Annotated in this window: 18 protein-coding genes; 5 read left to right on the plus strand and 13 right to left on the minus strand. The window is 37.7% G+C overall.

Annotated elements, in window-relative coordinates:
- Positions 1 to 5 precede the first annotated feature (5 nt).
- Positions 6 to 1,040, minus strand: a complete 1,035-nt coding sequence (locus A9996_RS12960; RefSeq protein ID WP_066435679.1) for an o-succinylbenzoate synthase — start codon at positions 1,038 to 1,040, stop codon at positions 6 to 8.
- A gap of 198 nt (positions 1,041 to 1,238) precedes the next feature.
- Between A9996_RS12960 and A9996_RS12965 the strand changes: the two genes are divergently transcribed.
- Complete coding sequence (locus A9996_RS12965) at positions 1,239 to 2,195, plus strand: sterol desaturase family protein (RefSeq protein WP_066435682.1); 957 nt, start codon at positions 1,239 to 1,241, stop codon at positions 2,193 to 2,195.
- 211 nt (positions 2,196 to 2,406) lie between these two features.
- A complete protein-coding gene (locus A9996_RS12970; protein ID WP_066435741.1) occupies positions 2,407 to 3,198 on the plus strand; it encodes an SDR family oxidoreductase in 792 nt (263 codons plus the stop codon).
- A 23-nt stretch (positions 3,199 to 3,221) separates the two neighbouring features.
- On the opposite strand, the gene A9996_RS19920 is transcribed toward A9996_RS12970, so the two are convergent.
- The 8 genes from A9996_RS19920 to A9996_RS13010 form a co-directional block, all read right to left on the minus strand.
- Positions 3,222 to 3,494 (minus strand): hypothetical protein, encoded by a 273-nt coding sequence (locus A9996_RS19920; RefSeq protein ID WP_157487221.1) that lies wholly within the window; start codon positions 3,492 to 3,494, stop codon positions 3,222 to 3,224.
- A 369-nt stretch (positions 3,495 to 3,863) separates the two neighbouring features.
- On the minus strand, positions 3,864 to 4,541 hold the full coding sequence (locus A9996_RS12980) for a metal-dependent hydrolase (RefSeq protein WP_066435743.1): 678 nt from the start codon (positions 4,539 to 4,541) through the stop codon (positions 3,864 to 3,866).
- Between the two features lie 298 nt (positions 4,542 to 4,839).
- On the minus strand, positions 4,840 to 5,742 hold the full coding sequence (gene menA, locus A9996_RS12985; RefSeq protein WP_066435745.1) for a 1,4-dihydroxy-2-naphthoate octaprenyltransferase: 903 nt from the start codon (positions 5,740 to 5,742) through the stop codon (positions 4,840 to 4,842).
- Positions 5,743 to 5,761: 19 nt separating this feature from the next.
- The gene (locus tag A9996_RS12990) at positions 5,762 to 6,601 is read right to left on the minus strand and encodes a 1,4-dihydroxy-2-naphthoyl-CoA synthase (protein WP_066435687.1); all 840 of its coding nucleotides are present in this window, start codon (positions 6,599 to 6,601) and stop codon (positions 5,762 to 5,764) included.
- A gap of 20 nt (positions 6,602 to 6,621) precedes the next feature.
- Positions 6,622 to 7,452, minus strand: a complete 831-nt coding sequence (locus A9996_RS12995; RefSeq protein ID WP_066435690.1) for a CvfB family protein — start codon at positions 7,450 to 7,452, stop codon at positions 6,622 to 6,624.
- Positions 7,453 to 7,885: 433 nt separating this feature from the next.
- Positions 7,886 to 9,643: a 2-succinyl-5-enolpyruvyl-6-hydroxy-3-cyclohexene-1-carboxylate synthase gene (menD, locus tag A9996_RS13000; RefSeq protein WP_066435692.1), complete on the minus strand. Its 1,758-nt coding sequence runs from the start codon at positions 9,641 to 9,643 to the stop codon at positions 7,886 to 7,888.
- A gap of 172 nt (positions 9,644 to 9,815) precedes the next feature.
- Positions 9,816 to 10,934: a chorismate-binding protein gene (locus tag A9996_RS13005; protein WP_066435699.1), complete on the minus strand. Its 1,119-nt coding sequence runs from the start codon at positions 10,932 to 10,934 to the stop codon at positions 9,816 to 9,818.
- Between the two features lies 1 nt (position 10,935).
- Positions 10,936 to 11,361, minus strand: a complete 426-nt coding sequence (locus A9996_RS13010; RefSeq protein ID WP_066435701.1) for a PaaI family thioesterase — start codon at positions 11,359 to 11,361, stop codon at positions 10,936 to 10,938.
- A 287-nt stretch (positions 11,362 to 11,648) separates the two neighbouring features.
- On the opposite strand from A9996_RS13010, the gene A9996_RS13020 reads away from it, so the two are divergent.
- Positions 11,649 to 12,293 carry an alpha/beta hydrolase gene (locus A9996_RS13020; RefSeq protein ID WP_066435710.1) on the plus strand — a complete coding sequence of 215 codons (645 nt, stop codon included), beginning with the start codon at positions 11,649 to 11,651 and terminating at the stop codon, positions 12,291 to 12,293.
- 3 nt (positions 12,294 to 12,296) lie between these two features.
- Positions 12,297 to 12,872, plus strand: coding sequence for a GNAT family N-acetyltransferase (locus tag A9996_RS13025; protein WP_066435712.1), 576 nt, complete (start codon positions 12,297 to 12,299; stop codon positions 12,870 to 12,872).
- Here the strand turns inward: A9996_RS13025 and A9996_RS13030 are convergent.
- The 4 genes from A9996_RS13030 to A9996_RS13045 form a co-directional block, all read right to left on the minus strand.
- Entirely contained in the window at positions 12,856 to 13,305 is a 450-nt protein-coding gene (locus tag A9996_RS13030) for a GNAT family N-acetyltransferase (protein ID WP_066435716.1), read from the minus strand. The genes A9996_RS13025 and A9996_RS13030 overlap by 17 nt on opposite strands.
- A 31-nt stretch (positions 13,306 to 13,336) precedes the next feature.
- Positions 13,337 to 14,542, minus strand: a complete 1,206-nt coding sequence (locus A9996_RS13035; protein WP_066435719.1) for an NAD(P)/FAD-dependent oxidoreductase — start codon at positions 14,540 to 14,542, stop codon at positions 13,337 to 13,339.
- Between the two features lie 79 nt (positions 14,543 to 14,621).
- Positions 14,622 to 15,569 carry an NAD(P)H-dependent flavin oxidoreductase gene (locus tag A9996_RS13040; protein WP_066435722.1) on the minus strand — a complete coding sequence of 316 codons (948 nt, stop codon included), beginning with the start codon at positions 15,567 to 15,569 and terminating at the stop codon, positions 14,622 to 14,624.
- A 204-nt stretch (positions 15,570 to 15,773) separates the two neighbouring features.
- A complete protein-coding gene (locus A9996_RS13045; RefSeq protein ID WP_066435727.1) occupies positions 15,774 to 16,508 on the minus strand; it encodes a bacteriorhodopsin-like in 735 nt (244 codons plus the stop codon).
- A gap of 107 nt (positions 16,509 to 16,615) precedes the next feature.
- Here A9996_RS13045 and A9996_RS13050 point away from each other — a divergent pair, with 107 nt between their 5' ends.
- On the plus strand, positions 16,616 to 17,512 hold the full coding sequence (locus tag A9996_RS13050; protein ID WP_066435730.1) for a Brp/Blh family beta-carotene 15,15'-dioxygenase: 897 nt from the start codon (positions 16,616 to 16,618) through the stop codon (positions 17,510 to 17,512).
- The last annotated feature ends 89 nt before the right edge of the window (positions 17,513 to 17,601 follow it).

Here is a 17,601-nt window from a genome sequence, read left to right on the forward strand (position 1 = left end):
GTTACTTATAAATTAAAATTCCAATCTGTTTTTTTATCGTACTGCAAGGTACCGTTTTCAACCTGTAACGGGCTCTCAAAATTATTGGTAAATAAACTCCCTGTTCCAAGCCCTTGAGGCCTATCATTTTGTAAAGTGTAAGTCCATTGGGCAATGGCGCTCAAGCCTACATTACTTTCTAAAGCACTGGTAATCCAGTAGCCTATTTTGCTATTATTGGCAGCTTCAATCCAGGTGTTACTGCCTTCAAATCCACCCACCAATGTAGGTTTTAAAATAATGTATTGCGGTTGAATGGTGTGTAGCAAATTGATTTTACTTGTGATATCAAAAATGCCAATTAATTCTTCATCCAAGGCAATATCCAGCGGTGTTGTTTGGCATAGTTTTGCCATGTCTTCCACTTGGCCTTGTTTGATAGGCTGTTCAATTGAATGCAACTCAAAGTCAGACAAACGCTTTAATTTCTCCAAAGCATCATCAGGCGAAAATGCGCCATTGGCATCTACACGCAGTTCAATATCTTTTGCCGAAAAATTGGTTCTTATCGATTTTAAGAGATTTATTTCGGTTTGAAAGTCGATAGCACCAATTTTTAGTTTGATGCAAGTAAAACCAGCGTCAATTTTAGAGGTGATCTGCGCTTTCATAAACGCTTCCGTACCCATCCATATCAATCCGTTTATAGGAATACTATCTTCACCTTCCGTAAATTTAGAGGGAAACAATTCAAAAGGCGTCTGATGTTCTAAATCGGCAAAGGCCATTTCCAATCCAAATTGAATGCTCGGGAATTCTGTCAACTTCGAAAGCAAAACCTCCTTGCCTAAAAAAATATTCTGACAGGTCCATTTTAAAACGGCCTCAAAATCCGGCCTGGAATCAATGGACAAACCCCTAAACATCCCACATTCGCCAATGCCCTTTTTCCCTTCGAAAGTTATACTGATAAACCAAGTGTCCTTAGTTTTCAATACGCCTCTTGAGGTGCCACTGGGTTTTTTAAAATTGAGGGTATATTTTTGGTAGGTTGCTGTCATATTTTCACCAAAAATAGTTAATTATGCTTAGATTATAAATGACGATTTTCATAATGTTTTAATAAGAATTCTGCCTACGTTTCACTTGGAAGAAACTTCACCGCAAAGAATCGTTTAACTATTTTGGTTGTTGATTGCACTTGAACATTATAAATAAAGTGATATTGATTATATTCGTAATCAAATGCCACTATCGTGATGCCCGAGTTTCCAAATATCATTCTTTATGCGATCCCCTTTTTTATCATTTCGATGGGACTGGAACTGTATGTCAGCATTAAAGAAAACAAAAAATCTTACGAAACAAAAGACGCCGTAACCTCCATTGCCATGGGTTTGGGCAATGTTTTTTTGGGGTTTATCAATAAGGCTTTGATATTGTTCGCGTTTATGTTGATTTATGAAAATTTCAGACTCTTTACAATCCCATTTGCGTGGTGGAGTTTTATACTTTTGTCGTTTGCTGATGATTTTTCCTATTATTGGTTCCATCGGATTTCTCATGAAAACCGATTATTTTGGGCGTCTCATGTGGTGCACCACTCTTCAAAACATTATAATTTAAGCACTGCTTTGCGCCAAACCTGGTCTGGAGGTTTTTACTCTTTTATATTTTGGCTGTGGTTACCGTTGATTGGGTTTCATCCCGGCATGATTTTATTGCAGATGTCTGTGAGTTTGCTCTACCAATTCTGGATTCATACCGAAGCGATTGATAAAATGCCCAAATGGTTCGAGGCTGTAATGAACACCCCTTCACACCATCGGGTACACCATGGCAGCAATCCGTTGTATTTAGATAGAAACCACGCCGGAATTTTCATTATTTGGGACAAGCTCTTTGGAACTTTTCAACCTGAAGTTAAGAATGAAAAAGTAGTGTATGGTTTGGTGAGTAATATTAAAACTTACAATCCGCTAAAAGTGGCATTTCATGAATGGATGGCGATGGGGAAGGATGTCTTCTCTGGAAAAAAATCGTTGCGTGATCGTGCAAAATACATCGTCAAACCTCCCGGATGGAAACATGATGGGACGGGGAAAGTGAGTAATGATTTGCGAAAGGAATGGCGGGAATCAGTGGGCAGCATTCAGCCCGCCCGTGCCGAAAAGGCACGTTCGGGCGGGTCGGCAGAGTTATCGAATAAAATTTGATAATAAAAGATAATTTTTCAATTGATATACAAACCTAAGACTGAAGACTGAAGACTGAAGACTGAGGACTGAGGACTGAAGACTGAAGACTAAGGACTGAGGACTGAGGACTGAGGACTGAGGACTGAAGTTAATTTTTGCTTCCATGTCAATTTTTTTCAATTTCAACTTCAACTTCAATTTCAATTTCAATTTCAACTTCAACTTCATCATGAATTTCAACAACAAAGTAATTTGGATTACAGGCGCCTCAAGCGGCATTGGGAAAGCATTAGCATTGGCGCTTTCACAGCACAATTGCCAATTGATTCTTTCCTCGCGGCGCAAAGAAGCGCTGGAAGCTGTGAAATTGCAATGTAAAAATCCAGAACAGGTGGCAGTGCTCCCCTTCGATTTAGCCGATTATGAAAATCTAAAACCAATAGCTCTCGAAGCCATTCAAATTTTTGGAACCGTGGATATCCTTATCAATAATGGCGGCATCAGTCAGCGGTCTTTGGTGATTGATACAGACATTAGCGTGGACAAGAAATTAATAAACGTTGATTATTTAGGTCCTGTTGCGCTTTCAAAGGCATTGCTACCCCATTTTGTGAAGCGCCAAAGCGGACATTTTGTAACGGTCACGAGCTTGATGGGGAAATTCAGCAGTCCTTACCGCTCAGGATATTGCGGGGCCAAGCATGCGTTGCATGGTTTTTTTGATGCTTTACGATTGGAACATGATAAAGACAATATCAAAGTCACTATGGTCTGCCCTGGGTTTGTCAATACTGACGTGGCTAAAAATGCATTGATTGGAGATGGCAGCCCACAACAATCGCAAGACAATGCCACTGAAAACGGATTGGACGTAGATGCATTTGCTAAACGTATGCTTAACGCTATTCAAAAAGAAAAATTTGAAGCTTACATTGGCAAAAAGGAAGTTTTAGGAATTTATTTGAAACGCTTTTTCCCGAGGCTTTTGCATTGGTATGTGCTGCGGAGTGATGTGAGGTAAATGCTGTAATTTATCATGATTGTTTAAAACTCACAAGTCGTGTTTTTGGTTTTTTTTAACTGAAATTTTTCCTGTAGCGCTTCTGTATTTAGAAAAGCTTTAAAATCATTCTTCATACTTCTGTTTCTTAGAAGTATTTCTAAATTATAGTTTTCTCCATTTTTACAGGCAATCAATAAATAGTTTTTATTTCCGTAGATAGAATGTGTCCACCAACTTCCGTAACCCGTATATTTTAAGATGATATTGTCCAACTCAATGAACAATAAAGTGTCTTGGCTTTCGTCTAATCTCAAATTAATTGAGGTATCAGCTATCTCAAAAAAACCGATAGGTTTTGGTTTTATAAAGGACTGGCCGAATAGAAAAAACAAACCCAAAAAATAAATTACGAACGATATGCTTTTTAAATATACATTCTGATTTTCTTTCTCAATCAAAAAAATATAGAGATTCGCAATTATAAAAAGAACAACAACAATTATAGCCAGTAGTTTTACTTTGTTCTTTTGTTTTGACAATTTCAGTTTTAAATGTGTTCATATTCCTATTATTATTTGACTAATGGCCAGCTGAGCCTTGAACAAAACTTTATTTGTCGCACATGAAAATTTTTCAGTTTTGAGAGCTCTTCTTTTTATTAAAAAGTGCATTCTGAAAATTCACTATAACTCAATCCACTCCCCAATCTCCAACAACATCAAATCTTTATTCTTATCAAAAAATTTACGTTTGGCTTCTTCGTGGTCAATTTCGATGTAGCCAAAGGTGTCATAATGGTAGCCCATTATTTTATCACATTGGATAAAATCGCTGGCAATAATGGCATCATCAACCCCCATGGTGAAGTTATCTCCAATTGGTAAAATAGCCAAATCAAGCTTGATCGTCATGGGAATAAGCTTCATATCCATGGTCAACGCGGTATCTCCAGCGATGTAAATGTTTTTATGTTCGCCTTCAATCACAAATCCTCCTGGTTGCCCGCCATATTTACCATCAGGGAATGACGAGGTATGAATGGCATTAACGTATTTGACATTTCCAAATTCAAAATCCCAAGAACCACCGTGGTTCATCGGGTGGACTTCAAAGCCCATCGCTTCAAAATGGCTCGCCACTTCAAAGTTGGCCACAATCATGGCGTTTGTGCGTTTGGCAATTGCTTCTACATCAAAAATATGGTCTTGATGGGCATGGGTAAGAAGAATGTAGTCGGCTTTTAAGCTCTCAATATCTATGTGTGACGCCTTTTCATTTGCTGAGATAAAAGGATCAACTAAAATGTTGACATCATTGACTTCAATGCCTAAACTGGCGTGGCCGTAATATGTGATTTTCATGATTTTGGAAATTAAAGGTGCTAGTTTTTTTAACGACTTAAATATATTCAAAATAATTTTGAAGTCCTTTATTTCTATGGTATAAAAACAGTTTTTAAGCAGATTGAAGAGCTCTAAGAAAACGATAAATATTGAATACCGCCATAGGACCTTACTGAAAGCAGGGTTAATCTGCCTGTTGAACAAATCGATTCAACGATGAAGTTATAACTAGATTTATCTCAAATAAATGTTGGGTGGCGAGATAGTAATTGAAATTAAAAATTAAATATTTGGAGCACTACCAATTACCTTCGTTTTATAAAATATAACCAATACCCAATAACAAGGAAAATAAAAATGTGGATAAAGCCAGCACTTTAAGTTGGGAGTCAAAATCAGAAGAAATTGTGGCTTTACTAATTTTTATAATATGAATGGTAAGCGGAATATAAGACAGCAAAAAAATAAAATTATATAACGAGGTGTAATATAAAATGGCAAAAACCACGCCTACACCCATGGCACTTATAACCAAGAACAAATGGTATTGTTTTGATTTTACTTTTCCCAACTTTACTGCCATTGTGATTTTGCGAGAGATTTTATCTGAGGCGATATCTCTCATATTGTTGAGATTGAGCACCCCTACGCTCAACAGACCTACGGCAATAGAAGGCAGCACAACAATGTGGTCCAATTGCTTGGTATACAAAAAATAACTGCCCACCACACTTACGAATCCGAAGAAAATCAACACAAACACATCTCCCAGACCTTTATAGCCATAAGCAGAATCGCCCATCGTGTATTTTAGAGCAGCGTACACCGAAATTGCTCCCAGACCAAAGAAAAGTAAGGAATATAAAAAATAGCCATGTCCAAAAGCATTGTAAATAAGGAGCACGGTCAGAAAAATTACAATCAGGATATTGATCTTTAACCCTTCAAACATTTGATCGGGTGTAATTTTTCCGCTCTGTATGGCGCGCATGGGCCCTACTCGAGTTTCGTTATCTGTCCCCTTGACGCCGTCACCATAATCATTGGCTAAGTTGGAAAGAATTTGCAAGGCCACGGTTACCAATAAAGCCAGTACAAATACAATAGGATTGAAGAATCCGTTGTACGCTGCAAAACAACTTCCTATGATAATGCCTGAAATAGATAATGGCAGTGTTCGTAACCTGAACGCCGACAACCATGGCTTTAATCTGTCCATTTTAATTTTTTGGGTTGGTTTATGGAATCCATTTTTTTGGAAAGTTAGGCTTCCGTTTTTCCAAAAAGGCGTTTCGGCCTTCAATGGCTTCATCTGTCATATAGGCCAAACGGGTGGCTTCGCCTGCAAATACCTGCTGGCCTACCATCCCATCATCTGTTAAGTTCATAGCAAACTTCAACATTTTTATGGAGATTGGTGATTTTTCCAATATTTCCTGTGCCCACTCATAAGCGGTATCTTCCAAGTCAGCATGCGGAATCACCGCATTGACCATTCCCATATCAAAGGCTTCCTGAGCGGAATAGTTTCGTCCTAAGAAAAAGATTTCACGGGCGCGTTTCTGACCCACCATTTTTGCTAAATAGGCTGAGCCGTAACCCCCGTCAAAACTGGTCACATCAGCATCAGTCTGTTTAAAAATAGCGTGTTCTTTACTTGCCAAAGTCAAATCGCACACTACATGCAAACTGTGGCCACCGCCAACTGCCCATCCCGGAACTACCGCAATGACTGCTTTGGGCATGAACCTGATCAAGCGTTGTACTTCCAAAATATTTAATCGGTGGTAGCCATCTTCTCCTACATAGCCCTGCTTCCCTCTCGCTTTTTGATCACCGCCACTACAGAATGAATATACACCATCTTTAGACGATGGCCCTTCTGCTGACAACAATACCACACCAATATTCACATCTTCATTGGCATCGTAAAGCGCATCATATAATTCACTGGTGGTTTTTGGCCGAAATGCGTTTCTAACATCGGGTCTATTGAATGCTATTCGGGCAACTCCATTACATTTTTTATACGTAATATCTTGATACTCCTTTACAGTTTCCCACTTAATTTGACTCATGTATTTGTTTTTATACGATATTAAATAAGATAGATGCCATCGTCCTTAATCTCAATCAATCGTTGTTTATATAAAGTTCCAATGGCTTTTTTAAAGGTTTTTTTACTCATTTGTAAAACTGCTTTAATATCCTCTGGATTTGATTTATCAGTTAAATTAATATAGCCACCATTGTCTTCCAACTCATGCATAATAGCATCTGCATTGGGTTCAATTTTTCTATAGCCAATTTGTTCTAAAGTAATGTCCAATTTATTGTCAGGCCTAATTTTTTTGACAACACCTTTCATTCGGTCACCAACGCTCAATTCCTTATAAATATCATCTTGAAAAATCAATCCCGCATGTTGATTGTTGACAATGACATTCATGCCAATTTCTGACGGATGGGAAATGATCACATCAACCTCTTCAAACTGGGTGACGGTCAATTCTTTATTGTCTAGATAATGATTGGTTTTGCTGGAAGCTGCCAATCTGCCTGTTTTTTCATCCAAATAACAATGCACCAAATACCAACCGCCGGCTTTCATTTTAAAAGCCTGCTCCTTAAATGGACAAAACAATTCTTTGACCAATCCCCAATCTAAAAAAGCACCGTGATCAGTCACCTGATTACAACGCAACATGGCAAACTCTCCTCGTGTTATATAAGGTCTGTCTGTTACGGCAACAAGACGTTCTTCATTGTCTAAATAAACGAATACTTCAATTTTTTCCCAAATCTGAAAAGTTTCAGGAACATATCTGTTTGGCAACAACACTTCATTGCCTTCATTGTCAGCAATATAAAGGCCTTGCTCTGATTCTCGTAGTATTTCTAGGGTGTTGTATTCTCCAATGTGTATCATGGTGCAAAGGTAAGAATATTAGTGTTTATCCCATAAAAAAAAAGCGATACAGTTCTGGGTTTTCAGAGGTATCGCTTTCTGACTTTAATGTAGGAAATTCTCAACCGTAAATGCCACTTTGTTAAAATGTTCTGTCGGCATATACACTACAGCTCTATATTAATTTCTGTAAGATTTAACGAAAGTTTACAATTTGGCATCCAGAAAATTGAGGCAGCCTCGGCAATGCTAATTGACGGACTACAGCCAAACACTACTTTGGTCAATAGCACGCTATCAGCATGAACACAGAATTTTCCTTATAAATCTGCAGTATATTTAGGAATTTTCTCATCTCTTTTGCTCATTTTTAAACTTCAATAGATCACACTATCGAAAAGTCAATTGGGAAAATTTTAGTTATGTAGAACGATGGCTGACCACTACCTACGCCTTATTTCAGAAACTTAAAATAATCCAGCAATATCGCGTCATTGGGCTGCCCAGCAGTGTTGATCTCTAGAATTTTTGGATGATTACTCTCTTTGAAAAACGAATTGAGAGCATTGGTCAAATCGTTTTGGGATGACACTTTCTTATATTTGAAATTGTACATCTCGGCCAAATGTTGCGCTGTCAACTCATGTTTGGTTTCAAAATAAGTGTCAAAATTTTCTGTGTTTTTATGCCCGGGAAGGATTCTAAAAATGCCACCACCACCATTATTGATGATAATTATTCTGAACGAATTGGGAATATAATTGTTCCAAAGCGCATTACTGTCATAAAAGAAACTCAAGTCACCCGTGATAAAATTGGTTTGCCGTTTATGGGCCACCGCGCACCCTATAGCGGTTGATGTGCTCCCATCAATACCACTCGTGCCTCGGTTGCAGAAAACTTCTATAGATTTATGGATGTCGAACAATTGCGCATATCTAATGGCAGAACTGTTCCCAACCTGCAAAATAGAATCGTTTGGCAAGGTTTTGAAAAGAGTGTCAAAAACTTTAAAATCTGAAAATGGAAGTTTCTCTACATAACTCAGATGTTTTTTAGCACGCTCCAATTTGATTCCTGTCCAATAGTTTTTATAGGAACTTTTTACCTGCTCGGCCTTTGGCAAGAATTCACTTAAAAAATAATCAGGTGTTTCCTTAATATGGTGGGTCAAGCAGAAAAACGTGTCATACGCTCGGGTTTCACTAATATGCCAATGCTCTTTGGGTTGGTATTCCCTTAAAAACGCTTTTATTTTTTTGGAAACCAACAAACCGCCTAAGGTGATCAGGATTTCTGGCTGCAGCTTTACAAAATCCTCTTTCTGTAGTGGGGCAATGAGTTTATCAATGCTGGTGATAAATGAGCCGTGGTCTAGATTGGATGTGGTTTCTGTCAGTACAATAACGCTCTCATCTTTGGCCAATAAATTCAACCACTTCTGTTCAATTTTGTTTGGTGCATACTCGCCTACCAATATCATTTTACGTTTCGATTTTCGCCAATCATTCAAACATTGGTCCAAAATATAGGTGTCCATTTTTGGCTCCTCTAACTCGATGGGAACATTTATGGGCGCTACTTTTAAGGCATCAACCATTTCATAGAGCGGCTCATCAAAAGGGACGTTGATATGTACGGGGCCTTTTTTGACAACGGCCTTATTGATGGCGTCATTTAACTCCTGTTCGTTATACTTCTGGATATCTTTTTGAAGCCCTAACAAACGCTCCAATTTATCCTCAATATTTTTAAAAATAGGAATATCCTCAGTCACTGGAATATTCAGTTCATCTTTCAAGTCCAGCTTTAAGTTAGCAGAATGGAGGATGTGGTTTTCAAAAACATTTTTCTGATTGATGGTCTGTCCGTCGCCAATATTTTGCAAATGTTTTGGTCGATCTGCAGAAAGAAGAATCAACGGAATTTCGCTATAAAATGCTTCAGCAACCGCCGGATAATAATTGAGCAATGCGCTCCCCGAGGTACAGGAGACCAACACTGGTGCTTCAATTTGTTGGGCAATGCCTAACGCAAAAAAAGCAGCACAACGCTCATCTACAATACTATAACACTTAAAAAAAGGATCGTTGGTAAAACCAATGGTCAAAGGCGCATTTCTACTACCAGGAGAAATGACAATATGTTTGATGTTTTTTGCTTTACAAAGCTGAATAACGGTTTGTGCAAGGGGGATTTTAGGATATTTCATTCATGGATAATCTTATAACAAAAATACAACATTAGGATAGCTTAATGAAGCATTGCCGCTTGAAAAATAGATGAACTCCATTGAGATCGTATGGAATTATTGATTATTGAGTTATTCAGTAATAGGATAAAAAGAAACCATCTGAAAAACACAAATTCATTGATTACAATTCCTAAAGTATCCGTTTTATAGTTTGAGATTTATGGACTGTTTCTTCCCACTCCATCTCAGCATCTGAGTCTTTAGTGATTCCGCCACCAACATAAAGGTAAACATGTTCATCTTTGAGTTGCATGCAGCGCAAATTGACATAAAAATTGGATACCTTTTTTGACACGGCGTAGGCGTTGTTCTCCACGTTACGTCTGTTAGTATTTCTTGTGGTGGTTTCTTTCAGATTCAATTCGCCCAGAAATCCAGCATAGAATTCCCGGGGATACCCTTCATGTTCTAAAATAAACGCTTTAGCCTTATCCTTTGGAAAACCACAAACCGCGGGTGTTGGATGGATTGCTTTCAGCAAATGTTTCAAATTTAGAGTTCCAGGTTTCAAGTTGGCTTGAATTGTGGTTCTTAAGTGAAGTAAATTTCCGGCCCTGACGGTTTCTATTTCAGACACTTTTATAGTGTCAACTGAAGTCTCAAGACTCCCAACAATAAAATCAGTTACCAACTGCTGTTCCTCCTTCTCCTTCTCTTTCCAAACCACATCCGTTGAACCTTTAAAAGGCTGGGTGCCTGCCAAGGACATTGTTTTTAGTTGATTCCCTCTAATGCTCAGCAGGGTTTCAGGAGTAGCGCCCAACCATAATCCCACTTTTGGGTGGTACCAACAATACACAAATGCAGTGGTATACGTATGCAACAACTTTTTAAACAAGTTTATGGGATTGGCCTCTGGAGGTTGAACCGCTTCTCGTCGTGAGAGTACCACTTTTTTTAAGTGATTGTTTTTAATGGCCTCGATCGCTTTTTGAACGAGATGTGCGTGGAATTCTTTTTGATTACTAGGGCTTTGATCTGCCTTAGTTGCGCCATCAAATTCATGAGATGGGAGAAACTCATGTTCAATTCCAGTTGAGTTTTCAATAGGAATTAAGAACGCTTCATTTTCTGCATCAAAAGGCGCAAATACAAAGCCACTTTCGGTAAAGTCGACACTGGTGTGAATTATAGCATCGCTTTGAAGAAGCCCTTTAACTACTGACGTGTCTGGTTTTTTATACGCAACAAAAGGCAACTTCTTATCAAACTGATTTTGGATATGCTCAAAAAATTGATCCAACGCCATTCTATTTCGTTTTGGGTAAGGTAATGGTAGATAATCTGCAAATAGAAATCAAATTATCATGGTCATCCGTGATTCTGATATCCAAAAGCTGAGTGGTTCTCCCTTTGTGAAGAAAGGTCGCTTTGGCATATACATAGCCGTCTTTGACAGATTTTAAATGATTGGCCGTTATTTCGAGTCCGCGAACAAATAGATGCTCCGTGTCCAAGAAAATATGGGACGCAAAACTCCCCACACTTTCTGCCAAAGCAGCTGTGGCACCACCATGGAGTACCCCATCTGGTTGATAAACCCGAGAATTGACGGGCATTCTCGCCACTAAAAAATCCTGACCATAGTCAATCATTTCGATATCAAGCGTTTCCATCAGGGTGTTTTTACTGGCGCTATTCGCTTTTGCCAGAAGTTGTTCTTTAGATAAATTCATAGAAAAATTCTGTAATTAATGTCCAAGGTAAAGGTACGAAATAACACTTGATGAATTCGAAATTGAGTTTCTGGTTTCTGGTTTCTGGTTTCTGGTTTCAGGTTTCTTGTTTGTCCATGCCTAAATAACATTGACAGGTTTTTTGTTTATGGTTATGTGGTTTTTGGTATTTCGTTTTTGATATTTGGTATTTGGTATTTGGTATTTGGTATTTGGTATTTGGTATTTGGTATTTTAAAATCATAAATTTTATCTCAGTACCTTTATAGATTAACAATCCTCAAAGAATGAATTCAAAAGAAAAAGAAATCACCTATCACACCACCAACTCCTACTCCACTTTAAACACTCTCTCTGAAAACACAAAAAACGTCTGGTTTGTGTGCCACGGAATGGGGTATTTGAGTCGCTATTTCTTAAAGTATTTTGCAGATTTGGATCCTAAAGAAAACTATATCATTGCACCTCAAGCACAAAGCAAGTATTATACGCCTCCAAAATTCAACCATGTTGGTGCAAGTTGGCTCACCAAAGAAAACACCATCAATGACACACAAAATGTGATGCGTTATTTTGATGCTGTTTTTGAAGCTGAAGACATTCCTGAGCATCTTAATCTTATCGTTTTGGGGTATTCACAAGGTGTGTCAGTGGCTTTAAGATATGTTGCAAAACGACAATTGAAGTGTTCCCAAATCGTGATGATGTCGGGCGGCATTCCTAAGGAATTGGTTACTAGAGATTTTGAATTTTTAAATCCGGAAACAAAGGTCTCCTTAATTTATGGGAACAATGACGCGTATTTAGATGAAGATCGGGTTCTTCAAGAAAAAAATAGAGCATTTGACCTTTTTGGAAATCTCAAATTGCAAATCATTCCCTTCGAAGGCGTACATGAGGTAAAAAAAGAATTGATCAATACGTTAATCTGACTCATGAATATACAGCAATTAGAAAACGATTTTGTAAAACTTACGCTCCTGAATTTAGAAAATTATGTGCATCTTCAAGATATTGCTAATGAAAAGGATTTAATATTTTACTCGCCATCAGACATCACCACACCTGAAACCTTAAGAAACTATTTTCAGGCAGCAGTGGATGGTTATCATAACAACACAGTAATTCCATTTCTCATTTATGACAAGATTAAAAATGCTTACGCAGGCAGTACGCGTTTTGGTCTTATCAATTGGGACACTAAAGTATTGCATATTGGTTGGACGTGGATTGGTCGTGAATTTCAGGGTTCAGGACTCAACAAACAGGTCAAATTTTTGATGCTGGAGTATGCTTTTGATGTGCTTCAATTTGAAAAAGTAGAATTTAGAATTGATGAACGCAATATGCGTTCAAGAAAAGCTGTTGAGAAGATTGGTGCCACTTTAGAAGGCATACTTCGCAAAGACACCTTAATGCGTGATGGTTTTAAGCGCAGTACCTGCTGTTATGGGATTTTGAAAGAAGAATGGCAACCTCTAAAACTATCTATTTTCAAAGATTTTTATTAAAACAAATGCTATTGTCAATGCCCATGTACTGTCCGTAACTGTCTGTAATTTGATACCCACATTTTTTATAAAGTGCTATGGCTTCAGGTTGTTTAACACCTGTTTCTAAAACACATGCTGAAAAGTCCAGTTCTTTAGCCCAAATCTCTAACTCCTTGAGCACCTTAGCAGCGATTCCTTTTCCGCGATAATCTGGTAAAACAAACATTCTTTTGACTTCCATGGTTTGTGCATCAAAAGGTTTGATGGCGCCACAACCTACAGCAACTTTATGTTCATAAGCCACAAGACAATATTTTAAATTTTGAATTTTATTGAATTGATCGTAAAACGAATGATCATCACCATCCCTGATTTTTAGATCTGCGTCAAGTTCCCTTACTAAATCTATAAAATCATTTTGCGACGGATTTGTTCTTTGGAAGTCTATCATAAATATGGTTTAATTGAAAAGTCTCAAAATGTTATCGACCAAATTTAAAGTATTTTGACAATTCGTGCACGTTTCCCTTTAACATTTTAGATACCATGTCCATGCCTATGACGGAAAACGTAATGCCATTACCTCCAAACCCCAAAACGAAAAAGGCATTTTTAAAGTCAGGATGTTTGCCAATATAAGGAAGCCCATCATTGGTTTCGCCAAAAGTTCCTGCCCATCCAAAATCGACTCTAAAATCATACTTTGGAAGCAGTTTTTCTACCGTTTTTTTCAGCTTAAGCGCTTTCTTTTTAAGTAAGCCATCCCTTTTGTCAGCGTTTACAAAATCTTCATCTTCGCCACCCATTAAAAGCCGGTTGTCATCTGTAGTTCTCATATAATTGTAAGGATCAGCAGTGTTCCAAAATAAAGTATTTTGAAGATGTGATTGGTCGTCTTCGTTTTGTTCGCCCACTACGGCATAGGTAGACAACAGATTTACAATTTTTTCAGGAATAATTTCAGTGCTTTCAAAACCATTACAAAAGATGATTTTATTTGCTTTAATGGTCTTTTCAAATTCAGTATAGATCAAGACATCCTTACTACGATATTCAATTTTCACGACATCGGTTTTATCAAAAACCTGCAATCCTTTTTTGTGATTATAATGTAAAAGATCATGAGCCAATTGAAAAGCATCAATACTGCCACCTTGGTCTGAAAGAATTCCGCCATAAGAATTTTCAAGCTGATATGTTTTCTTAATAGTTTCGGCTTCTAACCATTTTACAGGAAAGCCGTGTTTTTCTCGTGCCTCAAATTCTTTCTTAAGCCAAGGCACATCTTTTTTTCTGGAAGCGAAATACAGGGATTTCTTTTTCTTAAATCCGCAAGTCGATTTAATTCCTTTTGAGATGGATTGAAGTTGATCAATGGAATCAAAACAGGCTTTATAGCTTAACACAGCGCCTTCTTCACCAATCATATCAATCAACTCAAACAACGGTTTATCAATTTCATATTGCAACATTGAAGTTGTTGCTGATGTGCTCCCGTGGCATACCTCGCGCTTATCTATAATGACGGTTTTATAACCATCTGCCATACATTGGTGGGCAATTAAACTACCGGTGATGCCGGCGCCAACAATTACAATATCAGTGTCAATATCCTTGGTCAATGAAGGATAAGAATTAATGATGCCATTTTTAACAAGCCAAAAAGGCTCGACAGAAGTTAATCGCATAGAGGTATATTTAGAACTATGCTAAATTTAGACCATTTGGAATAACCATTTACAAAAAATTGTAACCCATTCCTTTATTTTAAGCGGTGAGATTTTGAATGATGGATTTTACTGGAAGAATTTCTGTGGTGTGCTCAATACTTGGTCCTGCCACCCAAACAGTTTTATAAGTTGCCTCTTTGGCCGCTTTTTCAGTAGCCTTCATACCAATTGAAAAACGGATCATCTTTACCCATTTTTTGAGCTTCTTGTTTTTGTTCAATACCGATTCTAACCACGATTCTTTAGTACCGATTTTTTGAACATAAGGCGTGTTTATTACTGTACACGGTGTGCCAGAAATGCGTTGTGTCATCACAATATCTTTGGCACCATAATCTACACAGGCTTGTTTATAATCGTCGGTAACTCCCGCTTCCACAGATGCAATAAACGGACTTCCTACAGAAACCCCGTCTGCGCCATACCCCAGCATCCTATCCAAATCTGCTTTAGTACCAACACCGCCTGCTGAAATGATTGGGATGTTACAATTGCTTTTCAAAAGTTGAATCAAGTCCTTTGGTGAGATTTCGCCACGGTGTCCTCCTGCCTCATTGTTAACTGCAATAATGGCATCAGCGCCCAAAGCTTCCACTTTTTTAGCGAATTTTAAATCGGTGACGTCACACAGCACTTTAATACCAACTTTATGCGCCTCATTAATGGTGTCTTCAGGACTCCCCAAAGAGGTGATGATAAAATCACAACCTTCTTCGCAAAGCACACGCAACTGCTCTTTGTATTTGAGGTTGGATTTATTGACAATCAAATTGAAACCAAAAGAACCGCCTTCCAATTTTGCTGCTTTTAATTCATGAATGGCCGTTTTAAGCTCTGGTAAGGTTCTATAATTTAATGCGGGAATGCATCCGGCTATGCCAGCTTTCATGGCGGCAATAACCATAGCGGTATTGGAAACCAAAAACATTGGGGCTTGGATGATAGGGTATTTGATGTTAAGGAGTTGGTTGAGTTGCGTTGGCATATGTATTTCCCACAAGAGTGGTTATTTAATTACGTTGAACACTGTTGCCCAAGTTCAACAAATATATAAAATATTATGCATGCATAGGAAATTGGGTCACATTTGCTATCAAAAAAAATTAAAAGTCCATACGATTGTAAATAAAAAACGCGACCTCCATTTGACGGAGATCACGCTTCTTCACTGATCAAAAAAACTTAAAAACTAAGAGACAAGTACATTCTGCTTTTTAACAGCCAATGCATAAATAACCAATCCAAATCCTATTTTATTTATAGCATCTGCAATGTTATAAACTACATCAACGCTTCCTGTACCAAGAAAACTTGTATACCATCCGTCAGTGCCCAACATGTAGCCTAATGGATAAATAGCCCATCCTACCAATACAAACCAGCATAGTATTTTGTGAGCGCGCAAGATGTCTTCTCCAGCGGCTACAGCTAGTTTTTTAGCACCACCAAACCAGATTTCATACACAATATAGAAGTAAGCAACGCCGGAAATACCTCCCCATAGAGCTGCTTGATCTGTAAATACTGCTTCACCAAAATACCCGGTAACTAGCATCACCACCGATGCAAAGATCAACTTCCACATCAAGGATGGCTTCGCTCCTGCTACTTTGAGTATTAAATAAAATTCGACACACATTAATGGTACTGTCAACAACCAATCGACATACCTAAAAAATGTGGGAGATTCGGCATTGGCAAACCAATAATCTCTCATGTAAAAATAGTGTACTGCCGCAATAAAGGTAATTAGTCCGGAAACCAAAATGGAGGTTCGCCATTTTCTGTCAAATTGACTTAGGGACAAAAAGAAAAAGGCAGAAGCGGCCATCATGGCCATACCGCCTACAAAAAAGGTAAATCCGACATAATCTGTTGGATTCAATCTGCTGCTCACGTCAGCAATTAGTAACATTGTGTTCATAACATCTGGTTTAAATTAGTTTTGTTTAATTATTTTGATATAAAGTTAAACAAACTAAATGATATATTACTATTTAAAATGATCTATTTTTACTGTAAATATAAAATATGAGTTACAAGTTTAAGAATATCTCAATTGTATCCAGCTTCGTCTGTTTATGGCTTGCCTCGTTTTTGACAGCCAACCTCGAACTGATTTTTGGTTTTCTCTTAATACTATCCTTTGGAATGCTTCACGGTGCGAATGACATCATACTATTTGATAAACTTTCAAAATCAAAGGGTAAACTTCCTTATCTCTTAATGCTGTCGGTTTATATTTCAGTTGTGTTACTAGTTCTTTTTGTGTTTTATTGGGCGCCGCTGTTCGCTCTTACTATTTTTGTATCGGGCAGCGCCTACCACTTTGGCGAACAACACTGGGAACACGAATCTCTAAAAAGTACTGACCTGATTACCTATACCTTCTATTTTATATATGGCCTTTTCGTCATCGCTTTGTTATTGATCCTAAATACAAGCCAAGTGATTGCCATTGTTGAAAGTATCATTAAGGATCAGTTTCCGGTAGTTGCTATTGACTACCTGTTTTATACAGTGTCCATCAGTTTCGTGATCCTGACGACATACCTTGCTATAATAGATGTCGATTTTAGAAGGAGAATATGGCAAGAATTACTCTACCTGTTAGTTTTTGCGGTGATCTTTAAAGTGTCTTCACTTATTTGGGGATTTGCCATATATTTTATTTTTTGGCACAGTTTACCATCCTTATATGATCAAATTAAGTTTATGTACAATGGGTTCGATAACTATAAGATGTTGGCTTACTTCAAAAAGGCTCTGCCTTATTGGTTGATCTCGATATTAGGATTGATTGGTATCTATTTTATGTTTAAGGATATGACCATCTTCAATGGATTATTCTTTTCGTTTTTGGCAGCAGTAACCTTGCCTCATTCTTTTTTAATTTCAAGAATGTTTAAGCAAGTAAAAAAGAAATAAGCTTAGCTAGTTTATAAAGTCAATCACCATCTCGTTATGCTTATAACCAAAAAAAACGACACCTAAAAACGTAAAGTGTTTTACGTTTA

This window comes from Gelidibacter algens, assembly GCF_001678675.1.
In the GTDB taxonomy this organism is placed as follows: Bacteria; Bacteroidota; Bacteroidia; order Flavobacteriales; family Flavobacteriaceae; genus Gelidibacter; species Gelidibacter algens.

Coding starts and splice junctions, on each gene's coding strand:
- A9996_RS12960 (WP_066435679.1), bottom strand. CDS start 1,040: ATGACAGCAACCTACCAAAAATATACCCTCAATTTTAAAAAACCCAGT.
- A9996_RS12965 (WP_066435682.1), top strand. CDS start 1,239: ATGCCCGAGTTTCCAAATATCATTCTTTATGCGATCCCCTTTTTTATC.
- A9996_RS12970 (WP_066435741.1), top strand. CDS start 2,407: ATGAATTTCAACAACAAAGTAATTTGGATTACAGGCGCCTCAAGCGGC.
- A9996_RS12980 (WP_066435743.1), bottom strand. CDS start 4,541: ATGAAAATCACATATTACGGCCACGCCAGTTTAGGCATTGAAGTCAAT.
- menA (WP_066435745.1), bottom strand. CDS start 5,742: ATGGACAGATTAAAGCCATGGTTGTCGGCGTTCAGGTTACGAACACTG.
- A9996_RS12990 (WP_066435687.1), bottom strand. CDS start 6,601: ATGAGTCAAATTAAGTGGGAAACTGTAAAGGAGTATCAAGATATTACG.
- A9996_RS12995 (WP_066435690.1), bottom strand. CDS start 7,452: ATGATACACATTGGAGAATACAACACCCTAGAAATACTACGAGAATCA.
- menD (WP_066435692.1), bottom strand. CDS start 9,643: ATGAAATATCCTAAAATCCCCCTTGCACAAACCGTTATTCAGCTTTGT.
- A9996_RS13005 (WP_066435699.1), bottom strand. CDS start 10,934: ATGGCGTTGGATCAATTTTTTGAGCATATCCAAAATCAGTTTGATAAG.
- A9996_RS13010 (WP_066435701.1), bottom strand. CDS start 11,361: ATGAATTTATCTAAAGAACAACTTCTGGCAAAAGCGAATAGCGCCAGT.
- A9996_RS13020 (WP_066435710.1), top strand. CDS start 11,649: ATGAATTCAAAAGAAAAAGAAATCACCTATCACACCACCAACTCCTAC.
- A9996_RS13025 (WP_066435712.1), top strand. CDS start 12,297: ATGAATATACAGCAATTAGAAAACGATTTTGTAAAACTTACGCTCCTG.
- A9996_RS13030 (WP_066435716.1), bottom strand. CDS start 13,305: ATGATAGACTTCCAAAGAACAAATCCGTCGCAAAATGATTTTATAGAT.
- A9996_RS13035 (WP_066435719.1), bottom strand. CDS start 14,542: ATGCGATTAACTTCTGTCGAGCCTTTTTGGCTTGTTAAAAATGGCATC.
- A9996_RS13040 (WP_066435722.1), bottom strand. CDS start 15,569: ATGCCAACGCAACTCAACCAACTCCTTAACATCAAATACCCTATCATC.
- A9996_RS13045 (WP_066435727.1), bottom strand. CDS start 16,508: ATGAACACAATGTTACTAATTGCTGACGTGAGCAGCAGATTGAATCCA.
- A9996_RS13050 (WP_066435730.1), top strand. CDS start 16,616: ATGAGTTACAAGTTTAAGAATATCTCAATTGTATCCAGCTTCGTCTGT.